Origin of the sequence: Hymenobacter rubidus (genome assembly GCF_016734815.1) — a bacterium.
GTDB classification, from domain to species: Bacteria; Bacteroidota; Bacteroidia; order Cytophagales; family Hymenobacteraceae; genus Hymenobacter; species Hymenobacter rubidus.
Genome location: NZ_JAERQF010000038.1, coordinates 22605 through 44754 on the forward strand (window position 1 = coordinate 22605; position 22150 = coordinate 44754).

20 protein-coding genes are annotated in these 22150 nt (G+C 57.0%); 16 read left to right on the forward strand and 4 right to left on the reverse strand.

Annotated elements, in window-relative coordinates:
* Window positions 1-7 precede the first annotated feature (7 nt).
* From JKL48_RS19535 to JKL48_RS19550, 4 genes are all read left to right on the forward strand, one after another.
* Window positions 8-1486 carry a hypothetical protein gene (locus JKL48_RS19535; protein WP_201986402.1) on the forward strand — a complete coding sequence of 493 codons (1479 nt, stop codon included), beginning with the start codon at window positions 8-10 and terminating at the stop codon, window positions 1484-1486.
* 27 nt (window positions 1487-1513) lie between these two features.
* Window positions 1514-2449 carry a glycosyltransferase family 2 protein gene (locus tag JKL48_RS19540; protein ID WP_201986404.1) on the forward strand — a complete coding sequence of 312 codons (936 nt, stop codon included), beginning with the start codon at window positions 1514-1516 and terminating at the stop codon, window positions 2447-2449.
* A 36-nt stretch (window positions 2450-2485) separates the two neighbouring features.
* Window positions 2486-3379 (forward strand): formyltransferase family protein, encoded by an 894-nt coding sequence (locus JKL48_RS19545; protein WP_201986406.1) that lies wholly within the window; start codon window positions 2486-2488, stop codon window positions 3377-3379.
* Between the two features lie 242 nt (window positions 3380-3621).
* On the forward strand, window positions 3622-4620 hold the full coding sequence (locus JKL48_RS19550; protein WP_236668928.1) for a glycosyltransferase family 4 protein: 999 nt from the start codon (window positions 3622-3624) through the stop codon (window positions 4618-4620).
* A gap of 7 nt (window positions 4621-4627) precedes the next feature.
* Here the strand turns inward: JKL48_RS19550 and JKL48_RS19555 are convergent, their stop codons facing one another.
* Both JKL48_RS19555 and JKL48_RS19560 read right to left on the reverse strand, forming a co-directional pair.
* Window positions 4628-5992, reverse strand: coding sequence for a hypothetical protein (locus JKL48_RS19555; RefSeq protein ID WP_201986410.1), 1365 nt, complete (start codon window positions 5990-5992; stop codon window positions 4628-4630).
* An 11-nt stretch (window positions 5993-6003) separates the two neighbouring features.
* Window positions 6004-7251 (reverse strand): tetratricopeptide repeat protein, encoded by a 1248-nt coding sequence (locus JKL48_RS19560; protein ID WP_201986412.1) that lies wholly within the window; start codon window positions 7249-7251, stop codon window positions 6004-6006.
* Between the two features lie 120 nt (window positions 7252-7371).
* Here JKL48_RS19560 and JKL48_RS19565 point away from each other — a divergent pair, with 120 nt between their 5' ends.
* A complete protein-coding gene (locus tag JKL48_RS19565; RefSeq protein ID WP_201986414.1) occupies window positions 7372-8286 on the forward strand; it encodes a M20/M25/M40 family metallo-hydrolase in 915 nt (304 codons plus the stop codon).
* Between the two features lie 16 nt (window positions 8287-8302).
* Here the strand turns inward: JKL48_RS19565 and JKL48_RS19570 are convergent, their stop codons facing one another.
* Window positions 8303-9244, reverse strand: a complete 942-nt coding sequence (locus JKL48_RS19570; protein WP_201986415.1) for a glycosyltransferase family 25 protein — start codon at window positions 9242-9244, stop codon at window positions 8303-8305.
* Window positions 9245-9320: 76 nt separating this feature from the next.
* Here JKL48_RS19570 and JKL48_RS19575 point away from each other — a divergent pair, with 76 nt between their 5' ends.
* The 4 genes from JKL48_RS19575 (at window position 9321) to obgE (ending at window position 14278) form a co-directional block, all read left to right on the forward strand.
* Complete coding sequence (locus tag JKL48_RS19575) at window positions 9321-11561, forward strand: sodium-translocating pyrophosphatase (RefSeq protein WP_201986418.1); 2241 nt, start codon at window positions 9321-9323, stop codon at window positions 11559-11561.
* A 263-nt stretch (window positions 11562-11824) separates the two neighbouring features.
* Window positions 11825-12364, forward strand: a complete 540-nt coding sequence (locus JKL48_RS19580) for a phosphoribosyltransferase (RefSeq protein ID WP_201986420.1) — start codon at window positions 11825-11827, stop codon at window positions 12362-12364.
* Window positions 12365-12436: 72 nt separating this feature from the next.
* A complete protein-coding gene (locus JKL48_RS19585; protein ID WP_201986522.1) occupies window positions 12437-13060 on the forward strand; it encodes an adenylate kinase in 624 nt (207 codons plus the stop codon).
* A 156-nt stretch (window positions 13061-13216) separates the two neighbouring features.
* Window positions 13217-14278, forward strand: coding sequence for a GTPase ObgE (obgE, locus tag JKL48_RS19590; protein WP_201986422.1), 1062 nt, complete (start codon window positions 13217-13219; stop codon window positions 14276-14278).
* A gap of 115 nt (window positions 14279-14393) precedes the next feature.
* On the opposite strand, the gene JKL48_RS19595 is transcribed toward obgE, so the two are convergent.
* Window positions 14394-15026: a GIY-YIG nuclease family protein gene (locus tag JKL48_RS19595; protein WP_201986425.1), complete on the reverse strand. Its 633-nt coding sequence runs from the start codon at window positions 15024-15026 to the stop codon at window positions 14394-14396.
* Window positions 15027-15230: 204 nt separating this feature from the next.
* Between JKL48_RS19595 and JKL48_RS19600 the strand changes: the two genes are divergently transcribed.
* From JKL48_RS19600 to JKL48_RS19630, 7 genes are all read left to right on the forward strand, one after another.
* A complete protein-coding gene (locus JKL48_RS19600; RefSeq protein ID WP_201986427.1) occupies window positions 15231-15803 on the forward strand; it encodes a nucleotide exchange factor GrpE in 573 nt (190 codons plus the stop codon).
* Window positions 15804-15962: 159 nt separating this feature from the next.
* Window positions 15963-17108: a molecular chaperone DnaJ gene (dnaJ, locus tag JKL48_RS19605; protein ID WP_201986429.1), complete on the forward strand. Its 1146-nt coding sequence runs from the start codon at window positions 15963-15965 to the stop codon at window positions 17106-17108.
* A gap of 261 nt (window positions 17109-17369) precedes the next feature.
* Window positions 17370-17882 carry an RNA polymerase sigma factor gene (locus JKL48_RS19610; RefSeq protein ID WP_201986431.1) on the forward strand — a complete coding sequence of 171 codons (513 nt, stop codon included), beginning with the start codon at window positions 17370-17372 and terminating at the stop codon, window positions 17880-17882.
* A complete protein-coding gene (locus JKL48_RS19615; protein WP_201986439.1) occupies window positions 17879-18517 on the forward strand; it encodes a hypothetical protein in 639 nt (212 codons plus the stop codon). The genes JKL48_RS19610 and JKL48_RS19615 overlap by 4 nt, the downstream gene beginning before the upstream one ends.
* A gap of 134 nt (window positions 18518-18651) precedes the next feature.
* Window positions 18652-19620, forward strand: coding sequence for an ABC transporter ATP-binding protein (locus JKL48_RS19620; RefSeq protein WP_201986458.1), 969 nt, complete (start codon window positions 18652-18654; stop codon window positions 19618-19620).
* A gap of 9 nt (window positions 19621-19629) precedes the next feature.
* Entirely contained in the window at window positions 19630-21018 is a 1389-nt protein-coding gene (locus JKL48_RS19625) for an ABC transporter permease (RefSeq protein ID WP_201986460.1), read from the forward strand.
* A 148-nt stretch (window positions 21019-21166) separates the two neighbouring features.
* Window positions 21167-22051 (forward strand): ChaN family lipoprotein, encoded by an 885-nt coding sequence (locus JKL48_RS19630; protein WP_236668929.1) that lies wholly within the window; start codon window positions 21167-21169, stop codon window positions 22049-22051.
* Window positions 22052-22150 lie beyond the last annotated feature (99 nt).

Here is a 22150-nt window from a genome sequence, read left to right on the forward strand (position 1 = left end):
GCGCCGTATGCAAGCGTCTTCTTTGCGTGTGCTGCCGCGCCTGTTGCTTGCAATCATCTTATTGGGGCTGGGCGCACGGGTCCTGTTCATGGTGGTGGGGGTGGCCGCGTATTATCACAGCCCCGACTTGTTCTGCCTCAACGGCGACTCTAGCTCGTACACCCAATCTTTCGAAAACCTGTGGCGTGTCGGCCGCTATACTTTTGATTTACAAGTGCCCGAAGCCTCATTTGGACGCTTGCCGGGGTATCCGTTTTTTTATGGCGTCCATCGCCTGGTATTTGGGGCTGCGCTGGCGCCTGTCGCCACTGCCTGGAGCCAGTTATTGCTCGATACAGCCGCTATCTGGTTGGTGTTTGGTATTTTGAGCCGAATGGCGCCAGCCGTGCGTTGGGCGCCGTACCTAGGGGCATTTCTGTACGCTACCTATCCGTTTGTTATGGTGTGGGTACCCGTCATCGGCACAGAAAGTCTAAGTACAGATTTAACATTGCTTTGGTTTTACCTACTGTTGGGCTGGCGGCCTACGTTGGCTTATTCATTGGGTACGGGAGTACTCGTGGCGGCTAATTTATTCGTCCGCGAATACATGGGAAGTTTGCTGCCCATCACCTTGCTATGGGTGGTAGTGAAGGCGATGCCCCAGGGGTGGCCCTTGGCCTGGCGCCACGCGGCGCTGGTGGCTGCCGGATTCGGGGTGCTGTACATTGGGTGGCCCGTGCGCAACTATGTCTTGGCTCACCGCCTGATGCTGCTAAAGCCCCAGGCGGCGGGCTACATCAACCAAACCCCCGATGTGGACGAGTTCTATAAATGGGTGCATTGCTGGGATGCCAACGAAAACCCCTGGCTCGATTCGGTATTGATTGGCCAAGGGCCTGTTCATTTTCCGGAGTCCGCATGCAGCACGCCTGCCGAAGCGGCGCAGGCGCAAACGCTGGTATTGCTGGCACGCCACTGCGGCTCGGGGTTCTACGCGGTGCGCGGGTCTCAACCCGCCGATTCGGTGTACCGGCGCTACCGCACCGACAACTGCAATGCCGCCATTAGTACGGGTTTTCAGCAGTTGCGCCAGCAGTTTGCGGCCGAGCATCCGTGGCGGTACTGGTTCGATGTGCCGGTGCAAAATTTGCGAAAGGCCTTCTTCAAGTCCCGGCTGGTGCCGCCGCAGGCATTGTACCCGCACGCACCGCCACGGTCGGCGGGCTTGTTAGGACTGATTTTTGGGTATCGCACGGCTTTGTTGTTGCTCGGATGGGTGGGCCTGTTTGCCAGCTTGCGCCGCTACCCCGCGTTGTGGTTGGTGCTGGCGGTGAGCGGGTTTCAGTACGTTTACATTTGCTTCTTTTACCGGGGGCTTGAAATGCGCTACTTGCTGCAGGCCGATGCATTGCTTATTCTACCGGCTGCGCTGTGGCTGGGCCGAGGGCTGGCGCAAGTGCGAAACTGGCGGCCCGGTGCGCTTGCCTCTAGCACTGCTAACTAAACCGCCAAAGCTGAGCCGAACATACTGATGACATCCAAGTCTACCATTTTTCTTTCGATTGTGAGCCCCGTGTACCGGGCCGATGCCACGGTGGAGGAACTGGTGCGGCGCTTGGTGAAGGCATTGGAACCCATCTCGCCGCAGTTTGAAATCATCCTGGTCGACGACCGCAGCCCCGACGATTCCTGGCAGCAGATTCAGGCCCAGGCGACGCGCGACCCGCGCGTGCGCGGCCTGCGGCTCAGCCGCAACTTTGGGCAGCACCGCGCCATCCTTGCCGGCTTGGAACAGTGCCAGGGCGAATGGATAGTGGTGATGGACTGCGATTTGCAGGACCAGCCCGAGGAAATTCCCCAACTCCTGGCCCAGGCCCAAACCGGCTTCGACCTGGTGCTGGCCCGTCGCGTCGAACGGCAGGATTCCTGGGTTCGGCGGTATTACTCGGCGTTATTTTATTGGCTGCTGTCCTACCTCACCGGCACCGCGCAAGACCCCGCCATTGCCAATTTTGGCGTCTACCACCGCAAGGTGATTGCGGCCGTGCTGGCCATGCGTGAAAGCGCTTCCTACTTCCCCCTCATGGTGCGGTGGGTGGGGTTTCGACGGCTCGATGTGCCGGTGGCCCACGCCAGCCGGGGGGGCGGCAGCTCCTCCTACAGCTTCAGCCGCATGAGCAATCTGGCGCTCGACATCATTCTGGCCTATTCCGACAAGCCCCTGCGCCTTACTGTCAAGTTAGGGCTGGTGGTGTCCGGCACCACATTCGTCATGATATTGGTCATGCTATTCCGCTTCCTCAACGGTCAGATTGTTGTGCTCGGCTACACCAGCCTCATTTTATCCATCTGGTTTTTCTCGGGCTTGGTTCTGTCGGTACTGGGGATGGTGGGGCTCTACTTGGGCAAAACGTTTGAGCAGGTGAAAAACCGCCCCCTCTACCTTGTTGACGAAGTCAGCAAGTAAGCCAACCAGCGTCGTACTGCCTCCCATTGTCTGCTCATGCCACCTGCCGCGTCGCCTGCCAAAGTCACCCTTTTTCTGATGACCGAAAAAGGCTACACCGTGCTACGGCACATCATCGAGCAATTGGACGCATCCCTTATCGACCAGGTTATTGGCGCCCAAGACCCGCATCTCACCCACGACTATTTTGAGGAGATTAAGAATCTTTGTCAGGCTTCGGGCATTCCATTTGCTTCGCGTACCGAGCCTTACAGCGTTACTTCAACGTATGCACTGGCCATTTCGTGGCGTTGGCTAATTCGGGAAATAGACCAGCTTATCGTGCTGCACGATAGTATTCTGCCACGTTACCGGGGGTTCGCTCCCCTGGTGAGTGCCCTCATTAACGGGGAAAATCAATTGGGCGTCACGGCCTTGTGGGCCAGTGGTGAATACGACCGCGGCCCCATTATCCAGCAGGCTGTGCGGCCGGTTTCCTATCCATTGAAAATTGCGCAAGCCATTAGCTTAGCCATTGAATGCTATAAGGAGCTAATTAACAGTGTTATGTCCGCAGTGGCCAGCGGTAGTCTGCCTTCGGGCGAGCCTCAGCAGGAGGAATTTGCCACCTACAGCCTTTGGCGCGACGAACAGGACTACCGCATCAACTGGCAGGCTGATTGCCACACCATCAAACGTTTCATTGATGCACTGGGGCCGCCCTATCAGGGCGCATCTGCCCAAGCCAACGGAGCATTAATTCGGGTGTTTGATGCCGAGGTGGAGCCCGATGTGCGCATTGAAAATCGTACGGCTGGCAAAGTCCTGTTTCTGAAGGACCAGTTGCCAGTTGTGGTATGCGGGACCGGCTTGCTCCGCCTCACGCAACTGCGCCATGCCAATAACGAAAGTGCCTTGCCGCTGAAGCAGTTTCGCACCCGCTTTACCTGAAGTAACCGTAATTGAACACTCGCAAGGCTGCTTTCAAGCGAACGGCCTTAATTTTGACTCCCGGCTGTTGCCAACTTTGGGCTTTTTAACTCAAGGTGTACAAGCATTAGCTTCCCGTGTTTTAAGACGATGACTGTAAGTCAGTAGGTTGTTTAATAAGTAATATCCCGGTGCGCATTTTATTTTTAGTCCCTTATCCTCCCGGCAAAGCCCCATCACAGCGGTTTCGGTTCGAACAGTACTTGTCCATACTCGAGGCCAACGGCCATCAGTACCGATTGGTGTCGTTTCTGGACGATGCGACTTGGGCCATTCTTTACAAGCCCGGCCACGCCCTGGCGAAGGCCTGGGGCATTTTGAAAGGATTCGGACGTCGTTTGGGGCACGTATTGGCTGCTACAAGATACGATTTTGTGTTCGTGCACCGCGAAGCTGCACCATTGGGCCCGCCCGTGGTCGAATGGCTGCTGACCAAAGTGCTGCGCAAACGCGTCATTTACGATTTTGACGACGCCATTTGGATTCCCAATACTTCGGAAGCCAACCGCGTGGCCGCTGGCCTGAAGTTCCACCACAAAGTGGAAAGTATTTGCCGGTGGGCGTACCGCAACAGCTGCGGCAATGCATACTTGGCGGCCTATGCCCGGCAATTTAACCCCAGCGTGGTCATCAATCCGACGACCATCGATACCGAACATCTTCACAACCAGGTTCGGGACCAACTGGCCCCAGGGACGTTGGTAATTGGCTGGACCGGCACCCACTCCACCCTAAAGTATCTTGAGCCGCTAATTCCTGTATTGGCTCAGTTGGAAGAGGATGGGCTTGAGTTTGAGTTCCGGGTTATATCAAATCAAGCCCCCGATTTGCCGCTGCGCTCCTTGCGTTTTGTGCCTTGGCGCAAGGAAACCGAAATGGCGGATTTGCTCACATTCCACGTGGGCCTAATGCCCTTGCAGGACGACCCCTGGGCTCAGGGTAAATGCGCTTTCAAAGCCTTGCAATACATGGCTTTGGGTATTCCAGCCCTAGTATCGCCAGTAGGCATGAATACGGAAGTAGTGCAGGATGACGTAAACGGCTACGTATGCCGTGAGCCCGCCGACTGGCGTCTGCGCCTGCAGCAGTTGCTCACCAATGCCTCGCACCGCCAGGCGCTGGGCCAGGCGGCCCGTGCCACCATCGAGCAACGCTATTCCGTACACGCCAACACCCCCAACTTTCTGCACCTATTTACTTAAGCTTTACTTAAGCGCGGGCCAGTTGGGCACCGGCCCCCGCGGCGCGGCGCGGCGCCGCTTTCGGGGCAGCAGAGGCTACGGTAACGCTTTGAAGGATGTAAAGCCCCGCCAGATAAAAAGGCATTAGTGGTATTTTGTAGCGCACCAAAGTGCCAAAGTTTCCGCTGGAAACCCCCACGGAAATGGCAAATATGAGGCTGAACACAAAGCAAAGTGTGAGTACCGGAATCCGGCCAATTGCTGAAATGGTTTTGAAAATGCCAACTCGCCGCAATATCTTGAACGTCAACCAAACAAAGTAGGTAGACTCGAGCGCTGATAACAACATGGTGGGGTTGCGGGCCTCCCACAAAAACGGCCGAAACAAGGATACTACTATAGCCTGCGGTGCAAGCTTAAGCATGCCGCCAAGAGTGCCGTCCTGCTCACCAATATTGTAGCCCGAGCCCTGTTCGCTTTTACTTACTCCTTGTAGGTACTCAGCGGTGAGCTTGCTCTGGGCCGCCACATTGTCTACATTGAAACGGGCATCAGCCGCACCAAGCTGCGCCATGGCATACACGGCAACTATTGCTCCAACACTTAGGAACAGTGGCTTAACCAGTATGCGCACGGTACTGCTACGAATGTCGCGCGTACTTTCATTGAATACCCATAGGAGAGCCGGTGGTAGAAATGCGAGCAGAATATAAATTTTCATGGCATATATAACGCCAATTGCGGCAGCACCCATTAGGATGCTTTGCAAAATATCCTTTCGCTCAATGGCCCCGCGATAAAACGCATGAAACAGCCATCCCAAGGCTCCAATACATAAGGAATCTTTCATCAACCCCGAACCCCAAAAAAATACTGAGGGCAGGAAAAAAACCGCAGTCGCTAGCTCCTTATATACCTGAGGCCGGATTTTTGCAAAAGTCATGTACATTGCCCACATCCCGGTAAATGTGGTGGCGGCAAAACAGACGGCAATAGCGGAATAGGTATTGAAGGTAAGTAAGGCAAATACCCCGGCCACTCGAATGACAAAATACTCATTACTGCCCTGACCATACCAGGACAATTGGTCAGTGTATTTTTGAATGGAAGGTGTAGGAATTCCGTTGGAAAAGACCAATTCCACGCCTGCGGCGAATGAGTCGCCGAAGGCTTTGTATAGCACCCCAGCGTGGGCATAATAGGTGTTGGTATCGCCGCCGTAAATGGTGTAAAAAAGAATGCCAAGCACAATAGCACCTACCAGCTTTACCGTAAGTGCGGGAATAAAATACTTCTTAGTATAAATGTTGGTAACGGATGAGCGCACGCCGTACGCAATTGCGTAGACAAGTATTATGTAAAAAGGGGTAATATATAAATCCTTTAACTCCATAATTATAGTAGCTATTTATTCTTTTTTAAATACGCCTTGGCTTCTTTGTATTGCTCCGATTTGTGGTCGGCCTTGTCAGCTAAAACGGTATAGTAGCGTTTTGCTGCTGTTATATCTTTCTCCTTTACCGCCATGTGGGCAAGGTTTGCATTGGCAAACAAATAAAAGCCACGCTCGGTGTCACCGGTGCTTTCGGCAAATACAATGCATCGCTGGTAATAGTCCTTGGCTTTGGCAATATCGCGGTAGCGGTTTTGCATGAGGTATCCCAGAAAGTAGCTGGCATAACGCCCGCTAATGCCTTCGTAGCCGGGCATGCCTTTGTTTATTTTATCCAAGATTTCGCGGCTTACCCGCTCACAGTCGGAAAACTCGCCCTGGTCGTAGGCCAGCAGGGCATAGAAGCGTTGGAAATAGCCGTTGTCAGGGTAAGTGGTGGCAAGTAGCTTGGCCACAGGCATGGCCTCTTCGGCATTATTCTCCTCGTTTTTAAGAATGCGCATGAGGAAAACACGGGCCTCGGTCGCCGTATAAAAACCGTTGGCTGCGACGCTGCGCAGCTGCTGAAGCCCAAGTTTTTTATCACCCTTTGGAAAAAACAGGAGTACTGGTTTCAGCAGGGGATAATTGTCCGGAATCCACACCGCGTAATAATTGAACAAGGCTTGTCCAAATTGAAATTCAGGACTTAGGCCATTGGCTTCCTGACTCTTTTTTAAAAAATTGAGTGAACGGCGGGCCCCGACTGTGGCCTTGCGCCAGTCGTGACGCTCGGCGTGCAGGCGCGCGTCGAACCCGTAGGCAGCAGATAAGAAGAAGCTGGCCTCGTAGTTGTTATTATCCGCGTCGTATAATTTCTGCGCCTTGGTCGCGGCTGTATCCATGTACGCGAAAAAGGTCTTGTCGTACTGCATCGTCTGAAAATTGGTGGGCATAATCTTCCACCACGTGCTCAGGCCCAGCAGGAAATACGCCATGGGGTGGTTGGGATACCGCCGCCGCAACGAGCGGAACTGCTTTTCCGCCTTGTCGTACTTGAAGTTATAGATGTTGTGTACGGCGCCATCCAATTCCAGCTGAATGTCTTTGTCCAACAGCAGCCACCCTTTGGTGTCGATGGCCGAGGGCAACACGCCCACTGTGTCGAGCGCCACCGTTTTCATGGGCGGTGGGGTGCGGATTGTATCGGGCGTTTGGGCCCTGCCAAGCAACGGTAGCATGAGCAGCCCCAAGCAGATACCAAACAGCGAACGCAGCATAGAAAATAAGTAGAAAGCCGTGCCAAGCCCCTGCACGTCCAACACGAAGGGGCGGGTACGGGAAACGGGCCTGCTAAAGTACGGACTTTGGCCTAGCTTTGGCCGTAATTCCGTTTGTCTATGCAATTGCTTCACTCACTTTGCCAAATTGCGGCTCCCGCTGGGAACGAAGTTTCGCTCACGCGGTTCCTTCTGGATTACGTTGGCGAACACCAACACACTTGGCGCCACCGGCCCCAGATTGTCGCTGATAACCGCTTTCAAGACTGTGTGCTGCTGGTTTTTGGGCAGCCGCGAACGGCGGTTTTCGCCCACCTCGACAGCATTGGGTTCACCGTGCGCTACGGGCGGCAACTGGTGCGTATCGGGGGACCGCAGGCCGAAGCCGGCTACCGTTTGGTAGGAAAGGATTCGCATGGTGAAATAGACTGCAGGTTGACAATTGACGAGGAAACCGGGGAACTTGGCTACGCGTTCCACCGCGACATTGACCGCGGCACCGAACTCACCTTCTACTGCGATTTTCGCGAAACCGAGACCACCGTCCAAAGCTGCTACCTTGACAACCGCTTGGGCGTGTGGAACGCCCTGCGCCTGTGCGAAACGCTGGAGCACGGCGTCATTGCCTTTTCCTGCTGGGAAGAACACGGCGGGGGCTCAGTGGCCTACCTGGCCAAGTTCATCTACGAAACGTACGGCGTGCACCAGGCGTTGATTTCGGACATAACCTGGGTGACAGAGGGCGTGCATGCCGGTCGGGGCTGTGCTATCTCGCTGCGGGATTCGCTTATTCCTCGCCGGGCTTACGTGGACCGAATTCGGGCCATTGCGGCCCGGTCAGGCATTGCCCATCAACTCGAAGTGGAGGGCAGCGGTGGCTCCGATGCCAAGGAACTGCAACACGCCGCTGCGCCTTGGGACTGGTGCTTTGTAGGTGCTCCGGAAGACCATGTGCACTCGCCCAACGAACTGGTGGACAAGCGCGATATCGACAGCATGTTGGCGCTTTACCGCGTGCTGATGAGCGAGTTGTAGTTTTAATGCTAAAAATTCAGGCCTTTTGAGCAAGCGCTACTGGCGATGCTTCCGAGGTAAAGGAAAACTGAATTGACTTATCAAGGGCCCGCTTCCGACGATAATCCAGCAGTTGCTTAAATGGAAAAATGCGGTACTTCTTGATTAACGCGAGTGTCTTACCTAATAGGTTATCACTGATTACGTAATCTATATCACTTGTGAAACCAGCTGGTTTTACAAGAAATGGTGTTACGCACCGCAAACTGCCAATAGCCTTGTCACGATAAAAGGCTATCCAAGCATCAGGACCTATATGAAGCGGGAGCATGTACGCCAACATGCCTTGCGCTGCAGCTTTGCTAATAATGTATCCTGCTGTTGAACCCAAAGCCCATGGCTCCATCGGGTAAGCTAATAGGTGATTGTTGGCTAGATTTTCCGCATGCTGTTTGGAAAATACCGTAGGCATAAAGTTGTTTTGCGAGAAGAGCAGTACGGCTTCATTTGGCTGAATTCTAGATTCCAAGTCATCTAATACAGCTTTAAAACCAGGCTGAACTACAATGTCGTCTTCCAGAATCAAAGCATAAGGAAAATTCTCAGCTACTATTCTTTGGTAAATTCCATAATGGCTTAGGATACACCCATACATGCCTTTGCGCATAATATGCGGCCGCTTTTCTAGCTCCTCAAAGTCACATATCTGCGCTAGGTACTCGTCGCTGAGCGTAGCCCCATCAACGGCTTTGATAAATTCAAAATCAATGCCTTGGGCATCAAGCTGTTGTTGCATAAATGCGCGCCGGGCAATGGAACGCTCCAAATTGATAACAAATGCTCTCATATCACAGCTAAAAGCCAACTTAATAAGCCCCAAAGTTAACGCCGCCGGGATGAGTTCCAAACGAAGCGCCACAGGCAGGGGTTGGCGGAAACCCGGATTTTGTCCGGGCCGATGCAGAAGAAAAATGCCCAACGTATTGCATATGACGCTAATCGGCTAATTTGCTCCCGCAAACCCATCTCACTTCTTTCAAACATTCCCACTTTTTATGACCCCATACCTTTACGCTGTGCCTGCCTTGGGCATTTTTGCGTTGCTATACACCTGGTTGCGCGCTGGCTGGGTAGCCAAGCAGGACGCCGGCGACGCCCGCATGACCACCATTGCCGGCTACATTGCCGATGGGGCCATTGCCTTTCTGCAGGCCGAATACAAGGTGCTGGCCCTGTTCGGCTTAATTGCCGGGGCCTTCCTTTTCTACCTAGGCAGCACCAGCAGCAACTCCAGTCCGGTCATTGTCATTGCCTTCCTCATTGGGGCGGTGTTTTCGGCGCTGGCCGGCTTCATCGGGATGAAAATTGCCACCAAAGCCAACGTGCGCACCGCCCAGGCCGCCAAAACCAGCCTTAGCGGTGCCCTCAACGTGTCGTTTTCGGGCGGTTCGGTCATGGGCATGGGCGTGGCCGGCTTGGCCGTGCTGGGCCTGGGCTCGTTGTTTATCGTATTCTACAAGATGTTCGTGCCCAGTGGCCTAGCCAACGGGCAGGAAATGGAAAAGGCGCTGGAAGTCCTCACTGGCTTTTCGCTGGGCGCCGAAAGCATTGCCCTGTTTGCCCGCGTGGGCGGTGGTATCTACACCAAGGCAGCCGACGTAGGCGCCGACCTGGTGGGCAAAGTGGAAGCCGGCATTCCCGAAGATGACCCCCGCAACCCCGCCACCATTGCCGATAACGTGGGAGACAACGTGGGCGACGTAGCCGGCATGGGCGCCGACTTGTTTGGCTCCTACGTGGCTACTATTCTGGCTACCATGGTGCTGGGCCGTGAAGTGACCGTGACCAACGACAGCTTTGGCGGCCTCTCGCCCATTTTCCTGCCAATGGCCATTGCCGGCATGGGCATTCTGGCTTCTCTTATCGGCATTCTGTGCGTGCGGGTGAAGGAAGGCGGCAACGTGCAGGCGGCCCTCAATCTGGGCAACTACGTTTCGGTGCTGGTATCGGCGGCGGCTTCCTATGGGCTTATTATGTGGATTTTGCCGGTGGGTACCTTCACCATTCGGGGCATCAGCTTCGATGCCCTGCACGTTTTCTACGCGGTGCTGGTGGGCCTTGTGGTTGGCACCTTGATGAGCATCATCACCGAGTACTACACGGCAATGGGCAAGCGCCCGGTGAACAGCATTGTGCAGCAAAGCAGCACCGGCCACGCCACCACCGTCATCGGCGGCCTGGCGGTGGGCATGGAATCAACGGTGCTGCCCATTCTCGTGCTGGCGGCGGGCATTGTGCTCAGTTTCAAGGCTGCTGGCCTATACGGCGTGGCCATTGCCGCCGCCGGCATGATGGCCACCACTGCCATGCAGTTGGCCATCGACGCCTTCGGCCCGATTGCCGACAACGCCGGGGGCATTGCCGAAATGAGCGAACTGCCCAAGGAAGTGCGGGAGCGTACCGACATTCTGGATGCCGTGGGCAATACCACGGCTGCTACCGGCAAAGGCTTCGCCATTGCCTCGGCGGCCCTCACGTCGCTGGCGCTGTTTGCCGCCTTCATGGGCACGGCTCACATCGATACCATTGATATTTCGAATGCCGACGTGCTGGCGGGCTTGTTTGTTGGGGCCATGATTCCGTTCATTTTCTCGGCCTTGGCGATTTCGGCCGTGGGGCGGGCGGCGATGGCCATGGTGCAGGAAGTGCGCCGGCAGTTCCGCGAGATTCCGGGCATTATGGAGGGCACGGGCCGGCCGGAGTATGAGAAATGCGTGGCCATTTCGACCCAGGCCGCTATTCGGGAAATGATTCTGCCGGGGGCCATTGCACTGCTCACGCCCATCATCGTCGGCTTCCTGTTTGGGCCCAAGGTGCTGGGGGGCGTGCTGGCGGGCGTTACCGTGAGCGGCGTGCTGATGGCCATGTTCCAGAGCAACGCCGGCGGCGCCTGGGACAACGCCAAAAAGTCTTTCGAAAAGGGCGTGCTGGTGAACGGCAAAATGGAATACAAAGGCTCCGATGCACACAAAGCGTCCGTAACCGGCGACACCGTGGGCGACCCTTTTAAGGATACTTCCGGGCCCAGCATGAACATCCTCATCAAGCTTATGAGTATTGTGTCGCTGGTTATTGCCCCCCACATTGCCGAGAAGGGCGGAGAGCGCGGCATGGCGCCCGTGCACTTGGACAACCAACGCCTTGAAACCGCCGTGCGCCCGCACGTGCGCTACGCCGAGGTACTGGCTCCTGCCGCTGTCCGCGTCATTTACACGGCGCTGCGCGAAGTAAAGTAGCCACCGCTTTGCTGCACGGTCCTTCGTAATTGGACGAATTCATTCGGACACCACGACTTTATGGACCGTAAAAACCAAAAGGCCATTTCTCGGAATGGCCTTTTTTATGCGCGAACCAATCCTCGGACATGCACTCCAAACAAGCAGCGTCGTGAAGAAGCGCGTACGGTAACGTCCACAAAATCCGTGGAATCCGATAAATGCAAGCGAATCCGTGGTGCAGACAGTAGCTTTGTACCCTCATTCCTCTCCCCCCACGCTGCATGGGCACTTCCCACATCACCATCCACAACAAAGAATTTCGGCCGTATTTCTCTGCTGCTCAATTGGATGAGGTGGTAACTCGCCTGGCCGGACAACTCAGCGCCGACTATGCCGGGCACAAGCCTTTGTTTGTGGTGGTGCTCACGGGGGGCTTCATGTTTGCCTCCGATTTGCTGAAGCGCTTTGCTGGCGAATGTGAAATTGTCTTCATCCGCGTAGCTTCCTACGAGGGCACCGGCAGTACCGGGGTGGTGCAGGAAATACTGGGCCTGCGCGAGGAGGTGCAAGACCGCCACCTCATCCTCGTCGAAGACATCGTCGACACGGGCACCACCATGCACCACCTTATGCCCACGCTGCTGGCCAAAGGCCCGGCCTCAGTCGAAATTGCAGCCTTGTTTTTCAAGCCGGCCAGCCTGCGCCACCAGCTTAGCGTGCGCTACGTGGCCCTGGAAATTCCCAACGACTTTGTGGTCGGCTACGGCCTTGACTACGACGGATTAGGCCGCAACCTGCCCGACGTGTACGTAGCCGTGTAACAACGCTTTTGGCATCAATTGAGTAACTTGCCCAGACCCACCTCACCACTCGCCTTCGCGCAACTCTTCTACATGTTGAACATCGTGCTGTTCGGCCCTCCCGGCGCCGGCAAAGGAACCCAAAGCCAGAAACTCATCGCCCACTACAACCTCGTGCACCTGAGCACCGGCGACCTGCTGCGCGCCCAGATTGCCCAAGGTACTGACCTCGGCTTGCGTGCCAAGAAGCTGATGGACGAGGGTTTGCTGGTGCCCGACGAAGTGGTGATTGGCATGATTGGCAGCGCGCTGAAGGATAACCCTCAGGCGGGCGGCTTTATCTTCGACGGTTTCCCCCGCACGGTGGCCCAGGCCGAAAGCCTCGACCAACTCATGGCTTCGCACAACACCCACATCGGCTGCATGATTGCGCTGGAGGTGCAGGAAGAAGAGCTGGTGAAGCGCCTGCTGGAGCGCGGCAAGACCAGCAACCGCCCCGACGACCAGGACGAAACCAAAATCCGCCGCCGCGTGACGGTGTACAACACCGAAACCGCCCAGGTAGCCGGCTACTACGCCACCCAGAAGAAATTCCACGCCCTCAACGGCATCGGCCCCATCGACAGCATCTTCGGCCAAATCTGTGGCCTGATTGACCAACACCAAGCTGCCAAGCCCGAAGCCCCGGCCGAGGCGACTAAGGAGGTAAAAGCATAGTCGCGCTGGCGGCTATTTCATCGAACGTCATGCCGAGCGCAGCCGAGGCATCTCGCGTGCAGCAGTAATCCTTATGTCAGGGTTTACTATGGCACGCGAGATGCCTCGGCTGCGCTCGGCATGACGGACAATTTCAATACATTTAATCTAATCCCCGTGGCCTCTAATAACTTCATCGACTACGTCAAACTCATCTGCCGCTCGGGCAAAGGCGGCGCGGGCTCGCACCACTTTTTCCGGGCCAAGGGCCTGCCCAACGGCGGCCCCGATGGCGGCGACGGCGGCCGTGGCGGCCACATCATCCTCGAAGGCAACTCGCAGCTCTGGACGCTGCTGCACCTGCAGTACCAGCGCCACGTGTTCGCCAAAGACGGCGAGGGCGGGGGCGAAAACCTGCGCAGCGGCGCGCAGGGCGACGATATTGTGCTGCAAGTGCCCCTTGGTACCGTGGCCCGCGACCCCGACGGCACCCACATTCTGGAAATCACGGAGCACGGCCAGCGGCTCGTCCTCGTGCCCGGCGGGCGCGGCGGCTGGGGCAACGACCATTTCAAAAACTCCATCAACCAGGCCCCGCAGTACGCGCAGCCCGGCGAGCCCGCCATCGAGGCCATCATCATCCTGGAGCTCAAGCTGCTGGCCGACGTGGGCCTCGTGGGCTTCCCCAACGCGGGCAAGAGCACGCTGCTGTCGGTGGTGAGTGCGGCCAAGCCCAAGATTGCCGACTACGCCTTCACCACCCTCGTGCCCAACCTGGGCGTGGTGGCCTATCGCGACTACAAATCCTTCGTGATGGCCGACATTCCCGGCATCATCGAGGGCGCGGCCGAGGGCAAGGGCCTGGGCACCCGCTTCCTGCGCCACATCGAGCGCAACTCCATGCTGCTCTTTATGATAAGCTGCGACTCGCCCGACATCAACGCCGAATACGACGTGCTAATCGGCGAGTTGGAGCAGTTCAACCCCGACCTGCTGGAGAAGAAGCGCCTGCTGGCCATCACCAAGTCCGACATGATTGACGAGGAGCTGGAGGCCGAAATCCGCGCCACGCTGCCGGAAGAAGTGCCTGCCATCTTCATTTCCAGCCTCACGAATAAGAATATCATGCCGCTGAAAGATATGATTTGGAAGGCGCTGGAAGAAACCCGCCGCGACGCTGCCCCAGCGAAACGCCAGGGACTTGGCGAAGAGGAGGGCGATGAGGAATGGCCTTCGTAGCGCGTTAGGTTTGGCAGATGCTCCCGGACGATAGGCATTTCATTTTCGATTTCAGCCTCGCGAACGGGACCAATCAGCAAATGCGGAAAACGATTCGGAAGGCGTGCATAATTGGTTACTCGTCGCTTAGTTGTCCATAAGTGTTGTTATAGATTTCTTGGAGTAGTTGTCCTTCAAAAGACCAGTATGGGCTTGGGGCAACGCTGTAGTCAATATTCAAAACTTTACGGGTAGCTGCAGTTAAAGACATTTCTTCACCATTTAGCTGTACTCTTTTCGAATCCACTACAACTACTACCGCTGCATTGACCTTGCAAACAAGTTCTGAATGTAGCGGTATCTGCATCTCGGTGAAGTTGAGAGGTGGTCGCTTTTTCTTGAGTTGTGTCCCTGCATCAAGTTCTGATTGAGCGATGTTGCTAGTAGTCGATTGACTTTCAATCTCATTCGTTGCATCTTGAACATGAAGCAACTTCAAAATTGCAATTGCCTGACTAGGCTCTATCGTAAAAAACTCACGTTTAGGATTCACTCGATGAGGGGCAAAAGCAAGATGTAGTGCTTTTTCAACTTCTTCTGAATTGGGGACTTTACAAACAAATTCTAAGTTGAACGGCACTGGGAAACCGGTTGTGTAAAGTTGGTCAATCCTAGTTTTGGCATCGTCATGACTTGTGCGCCCAATCTTTACCATTCCAGGCATTGCTGGATTCGTTAGAACATAGACAACACTCAGTTGGGGAGACATCTGAGAGAAATAATTTAATGATTGAGATATCAGTTGCTGGCCTGAGGGATTCATACAGATTATTGACTGTTGTGGAAGTGGAATGACGAAGTTAATGCCAGTGCCACTATGGCAGCCCGCGCCCCTTTGGCCCACTCCTTGCGCCCTCAGCCTGACTAACCGGCTAACCCCGTGAAAAACCCCTTCCGACGAATATTTCCGCAAATGGCTAACGAGCAAAACCTGCCCCAGGACGACAACCTGACCGCTGACCCCAACCACGTAGCTGGCGAAATGGCCGACGGCGAAAGCACCGACCCGGACATGACCGCCACCGGCGCGCCCCAGCCCGAGACCTCGCGCACCGATGCCGAGCTGGCCGAAATTAAAGACAAGTACCTGCGCCTCGCCGCCGAGTTCGAGAACTATAAGCGCCGCACCAGCAAGGAGCGCATCGACCTGTTCAAAACCGCCAACCAGGAGCTGATGGTGGCCCTGCTGCCCGTGCTCGACGATTTTGAGCGCGCCCGCAACGCCACCGCCACCACCACCGATGCCGGTGCCGTGCGCGACGCCATCGACATTATTCAGGGCAAGCTGAACAAAACGCTCCAGCAAAAGGGTTTGACCGCCATGGAAGCCAAAGGCGGCGACTTCGATGCCGAACTGCACGAGGCCATCACCCAGATTCCCGCGCCGAGCGACGACCTGAAAGGGAAAATCGTGGACGTGGTGGAGCAAGGCTATTATTTGGGCGACAAGGTTATTCGCCACGCCAAAGTGGTGTTGGGGCAGTAATTTTAGGGTTTGGTTTGAGGTTGAAGAAATTAAAAAATCTGTCATCCTGAGCGTAGCGAAGGACCTTCCTACAACGGCACGACTTGCAGTAATTACTGCCCTAGGCGTGATAAGGTCCTTCGCTACGCTCAGGATGACAGACGATTCATACAAAAGCAGATGGCTACGAAGCGCGATTATTACGAGGTATTAGGCATTGCTAAAAATGCGGAAGGCGACGTTATCAAGTCGGCTTACCGCAAGATGGCCATCAAGTACCACCCCGATAAGAACCCCGACGACCCGACCGCCGAGGACAAATTCAAGGAAGCTGCCGAGGCCTATGAGGTGCTCAGCAACGCCGACAAGCGCGCGCGCTACGACCGGTACGGCCACCAGGGCATGGGAGGCGGTGGCGGCGGCGGCCCGCAGAATATGGAGGATATCTTCTCGCAGTTCGGCGATATTTTAGGAGGGGGCGGGGGCTTTGAGGGCTTCTTAGGGGGCGGACGCCAGGGTGGCGGACGGCGCCAGAAGAAGGGCTCGAACCTGCGCATCAAGCTGAAGCTGGATTTGGAGGAAATCGCCAACGGCGTCGAGAAGAAAATCAAGGTGAAGCGCTACGTGGCCTGCCAGCCGTGCAGCGGCACCGGCGCCAAAAACGGCACCGACCTCAAAACCTGCCCCACCTGCCAGGGCCAGGGCCAAACCAAACGCGTGGTGAACACCATGCTCGGCCAGATGGTGAGCAGCAGCACCTGCCCTACCTGCAACGGCGAAGGCAAAACCATTGTGAGCACCTGTGACGTGTGCAAAGGCGAAGGCCGCCAGCTGCACGAGGAAGTGATTCCCATCAACATTCCCGCCGGCGTGGCCAACGATATGCAGCTGAGCATGAACGGCAAAGGCAACTTTCCCGAGCGCGGCGGCGTGCCCGGCGACCTGCTCATCCAGATTGAGGAGGAGCCGCACGAATTCCTGAAGCGCGACGGCAACAACATCATGTTCGAGCAGTACATCTCGTTCGTGGATGCCGCCCTCGGCGCGAGCCTGGAGGTTCCCACCATCGAGGGCAAGGTAAAAATCAAGGTAGACCCCGGCACCCAGCCCGGTAAAATCCTGCGCCTGCGCGGCAAAGGCATTAAAGACCTGAACGGCTACGGCCGCGGCGACCAGCTCATTCACCTGAACGTGTGGACGCCCAAAAACGTGAGCAACCAGGAGCGCGAGCTGCTGGAGAAGCTGCGCGACTCGGACAACTTCACGCCGCACCCCGGCAAGAACGAGAAGGGCTTCTTTGAAAAGGTGAAGGAATATTTCGCTTAGGGATTGCCCGAGTAGAATTGCAAAGCCCTGTCTGGCCATTGGTCAGGCGGGGCTTTTTGTTTGCTAGCTGTTTAGCAGAACGTCATGCTGAGCGCAGTCGAAGCATCTCTACCTCAGTAGTAAATCAAATTGCTTGCGCGGTAGAGATGCTTCGACTGCGCTCAGCATGACGTTCTTGTGTATTGCTGGAAAATATTCCAACGGTGCCTGTAATGCTGCGCCGCTGCCGCCGATTCACCTCCTGAAAACGCTTACCTCCGCATGGCCGCCGCCACCCCGTCTGCTGATTTTGTTGCCGCGCTGCACGAGTACCAGCCGCTGCTGCGCCGCGTGGCCCGGCTGTACTGCCAGGATGCGGACGACCGGCAGGACTTGTTCCAGGAGATGGTGCTGCAGCTGTGGCGGGCGTGGCCGCGCTACGTGCCCCAGCCCAACGCCAAGCTCAGCACCTGGCTCTACCGCATCGCGCTGAACGTGGCCATCTCGAACCTGCGCCAGCGCACCCGCCGCCCGGCCCCGAGCGAGCTGGATGCTGAGGCGCTGGCCGTGGCCCAGGCCCCGGAAACAGGCTACGACGCCGACGACCGGGCCCAGCTCTACCGGGCCATTGGCCGGCTGTCGGAGGTCGACAAGGCGTTTGTGCTGCTCTACCTCGAAGACCGGTCTTATGAGGAAATGGCCGACATCCTCGGCATTACCCAAAACAATGTGCGCGTGAAAATGCACCGCGTGCAGGAAAAACTTCGCGCCCTTTTAGTCCCCGCCGCCCGATGATGGAACTCGATGACCTTCGCCGCCAGTGGCAGCAGCCCGAGCCGGCCGCACCGCCCCTCAACCAAGCAGCCCTGAGCCACCTACTGGCCCAGCACTCGGATGGGCTGGTGGAAAAAATGCGCCGCAATGCCCGGCTGGAAATGGCCTTCGTGGCGCTGGTGGCCGTGGTCATGCCGCTGCTCATTGGGTTCACTGATACTTTTCTGGAGCGGGCAGAAGTGTTGAGTTTGTTGCTGCTGTCGCTGGTGCTGCTGGGATATTATTACCGCAAGCTCAAGATGATGCGGCAGATGACCCAGCCGGACGCCCATGTGCTGGGTAACCTGCGGCGGCTGTGCGCCGGCCTGCGCAGCATGCTTCGCTTCCATTATCGGCTGACGCTGGCCATGGCCCCGGCCTCGCTGATGTTGGTGTATGAGTACGTGGCGGGCAAGGAACTGGCCCGGCCCGGCGGGGTGCGCACGGCCATGCTGCTCGGCCTGGGCGCGGCGCTGCTGGCCGCAGGCCTGCTGCTGCAATGGGCCGTGGTGCGCACCACCCGTTGGTACCTGCAGCGCCTCTATGGCCAGCACCTCGACCGCCTCGAAGCCAGCCTGCGCGAGCTGGATGAGGACGAGGCCACCGGCTCGCACTAGCCCGCCCGGTCCCATTCATCCGGCTGATTTACCGTTTGAGTGGCGGTTGGCGCCGCTTGGCGCACGCCTATTGCGGTGCCAAGCCCGAGGCGGCTACATTTGCTTTCAACCTGCTTTCTCACCTTTTTCTCGCCATGCAACCATCTTCTTCCCGGCCCATTCTCGAAGCCATCGATGTGCGGAAGGCCTATGCCAACCACGTTGCGCTGTCCGGCGTGAGCCTTGCCATTCCAGAGGGCAGCATCTTCGGGCTGCTTGGGCCCAACGGCGCCGGCAAAACCTCGCTCATCCGCATCATCACCCAGATTACGGGGGCCGATGAAGGCGAAATCCGTTTCCGGGGCGAGCGGCTCAACCCGAGCCACATTGCCCATATCGGCTACCTGCCCGAGGAACGGGGCCTCTACAAGAAGATGAAAGTGGGGGAGCAGCTGCTTTACCTGGCCCGCCTGCGCGGCCTGAGCCGGGAAGACGCCACGGCGCGCATCAAGCAGTGGCTGAACCGTTTTGAGATAAAAGAATGGGCCGGCAAGAACGTGGAAGACCTGAGCAAGGGCATGCAGCAAAAGGTGCAATTCATTGCCACGGTGCTGCACGACCCCAAGCTGATTATCCTGGACGAGCCCTTCTCGGGCTTCGACCCGATTAATGCCAACCTCATTAAGGACGAGATTTTGCGGCTGAAGCAGGAAGGCGCCACCATCATTTTCTCGACGCACCGCATGGAATCGGTGGAGGAAATGTGCGACAACATTGCCCTCATCAACCGCTCGCGCAAGGTGCTGGATGGGCCGATTGAGGTGATTCGCGACCAGTTCAAAACCAATACCTACGAGGTGGAGGGCGTGGGCAAACCCATTGTGACGCACCCTGAGTTTGAGGTGGTGGAGCAAAAAGCCCGCGAAAACGACCATTTCTACATCCGGGTGCAGCTGCACGAAGGCGTGCGGCCCAACGAGTTGCTGCGCTACCTCATCAATTCTCCGGGAATCGAGGTAGAGTCTTTCCGTGAGAAAATCCCGAGCATCAACGAGATTTTTATCCGGCGCGTGGGCGAAACCATGCCCGAAACCCTTAACCAAACCGCTAACGCGCTGCTCTAATTTCACGTCATGGCTTCTAAATTTTTACTCGTGGCCCAACGCGAATACCTCACGCGGGTTCGCAAGCGGGCGTTTATCATGCTCACGCTGCTGGTACCGGTGCTCATTGCGGTGTTCGGGGTGTTCGTGGGCAAAATCATTCAGTCGGATGAAACCACGGAAATCATCAACGTGCGCGACGACAGCGGCCTGGGCATTGCCGGGCGGCTGGTTTCGACGCCGCAGCTGCAGTTTCAGCCGGTAGCGGGCGGGACGCTGGCCAGCGCCAAAACGGATTTTCAGCGGCAGAAACACGCCGGCCTGCTCTACCTGCCCGCCGGCCTGGACGAAAAAGACCCGCAGGGCGTGCAGTTTTTTGGCAAAGGCAACATCAGCCTGAGCAAGGAAAACCGGGTGCAATCGGCCCTGACCGACGCCTTCGCAGAGCTCAAGATGCAAAAGTCCGGCCTCACGCAGGCCCAACTCGACCAGCTGCGCGCCAAAGTGCCGCTCAACTCCATCAGCGTCGATGAATCGGGGGCGGAGAAGGACAGCAACTCGGGCGTGACGACCAGCGTGGCGTCGGGGCTGGCCGTGCTCATTTACTTCTTTATTTTTCTGTACGGCGTGCAGATTATGCGCGGGGTGGGCGAGGAGAAGTCAAGCCGCATCATGGAAGTCATGCTTTCGTCGGTGAAGCCGTTTGACCTGATGATGGGCAAAATTGTGGGCGTGGCGGCCGTGGGCCTCACACAGTTTCTGCTGTGGGGCATTCTGTCCTACGGCGCCACCGCCGTGGTGCTGCCCATGGTGATGGACCGCGACCAGCCCGCCAAAACCAGCGTCGCCGCCACTACGTCGGCCACGCCCGGCGGCCCGGCCGCCCAGCCCTCGCTGGCCGACAATGCCGCTGCCTCGGCCGACCAGATGAACCCCGCCAAACGTGCCAACGCGGTAGGCGGCGTGTTCGGAAAAATCAAGGAGCTCAACATTCCCATCGGGACCATCATTTTCGGCTTCATCGTTTATTTCCTGGGCGGCTACCTGCTCTACGGGGCCTTGTTCGGGGCCGTGGGCGCGGCCGTCGACGACCAGACCGACACCCAGCAATTCATGTTCCCGATTACCATGCCGCTGATTTTGAGCTACATCATTGGGTTCGCCGTCATTGTGCGCAATCCCGACGGGCCGGTGGCTTTCTGGATGTCGATGATTCCGTTTACCTCGCCCATTGCCATGGTTATTCGCCTGCCGTTTGGCGTGCCGGCGTGGCAGCTGGCGCTGTCCATCTTCCTGCTCATTCTGGGGTTCATTGGCACGGTGTGGGTGGCGGCCCGCATCTACCGCGTGGGTATTCTGATGTACGGCAAGAAGGTGACGTATAAGGAGTTGGGCAAATGGATGTTTTATAAGGGGTAGTAGAACTAGAAAGAACGTCATGCTGAGCGCAGCCGAAGCATCTCTCCCGCACAACTAATCCTATCGATTGGCCCAACGAAGCGGGAGAGATGCTTCGGCTGCGCTCAGCATGACGTTCTTTGTTAATAATCGTCTGCTGCCTTATTCTATGCGATTCCTGCGCCTCGCCAGCTTCCTGCTGTTACTTACCAGCCTTGCCAGCTTCGTTGGCGACCGGCCCGCCTACCGCCTCTTCAGTGCTACCGGCCAGCCTGCCGACTACGACCAGATGCTGCAGGAGCTGGCACAGGCCGACATGGTCCTCTTCGGTGAACAGCACAACGACGCCCTTGCGCACTGGCTGGAGCTGCAGGTAGCCAAAGACTTGCTGAAGCTGAAGAAACCCGGGCAGTTGGTGCTGGGCATGGAGATGTTTGAGCGCGACGTGCAGCCGCTGGTGGCCCAATACGCCGCCGGTACGCTGGCCGATACCGCCTTTGAGCGCCAGGCCCGCCCCTGGCCCAACTACGCCACCGACTACCGCCCGCTGCTGCAGTTCGCTCGCGAAAGCCACGTTCCCGTCATCGGCACCAACGCCCCGCGCCCCTTTGCCAAAGTGGTGGCCCAGCGCAGCCTTACTGCGCTCGATAAGCTGCCCGCCACCGACCGCGCCCTGCTCGCCCCACTGCCGCTGAAAGTGGATTACGACCTGCCCGGTTATAAAAATATGGCCGCCATGTTCGGCGGCGACAGCAAAACTCACGGTGGCGGGGCCCAGAACATCATTCAGGCGCAGGCGCTAAAAGATGCCACCATGGCGCACTTCATCGAAACCGGCCGCCAGCCCGGCCAGACCCTGCTCCACCTCAACGGCAGCTACCATTCCGACCACCACGACGGCATTTTGGCCTACCTGCGCCAGTACGCGCCCAAGCTGCGCGTGAGAACCCTGAGTGTGGTGACCCAGGAGCAACTTCAGACACTGGACAAGGAACAATTGAACCTGGCCGATTACGTGGTAGTGGTGCCGGCCGATGCAAGTAAAACGTATTAGCCTAAGGTCCGCTGATGCGGCTTCGGGAAGCTAAACCCGCTGGTGTGGCAGCAATGATGGCTGTGCGGATGGCAGTGCACGAAAACCGGCTCTCGCGCC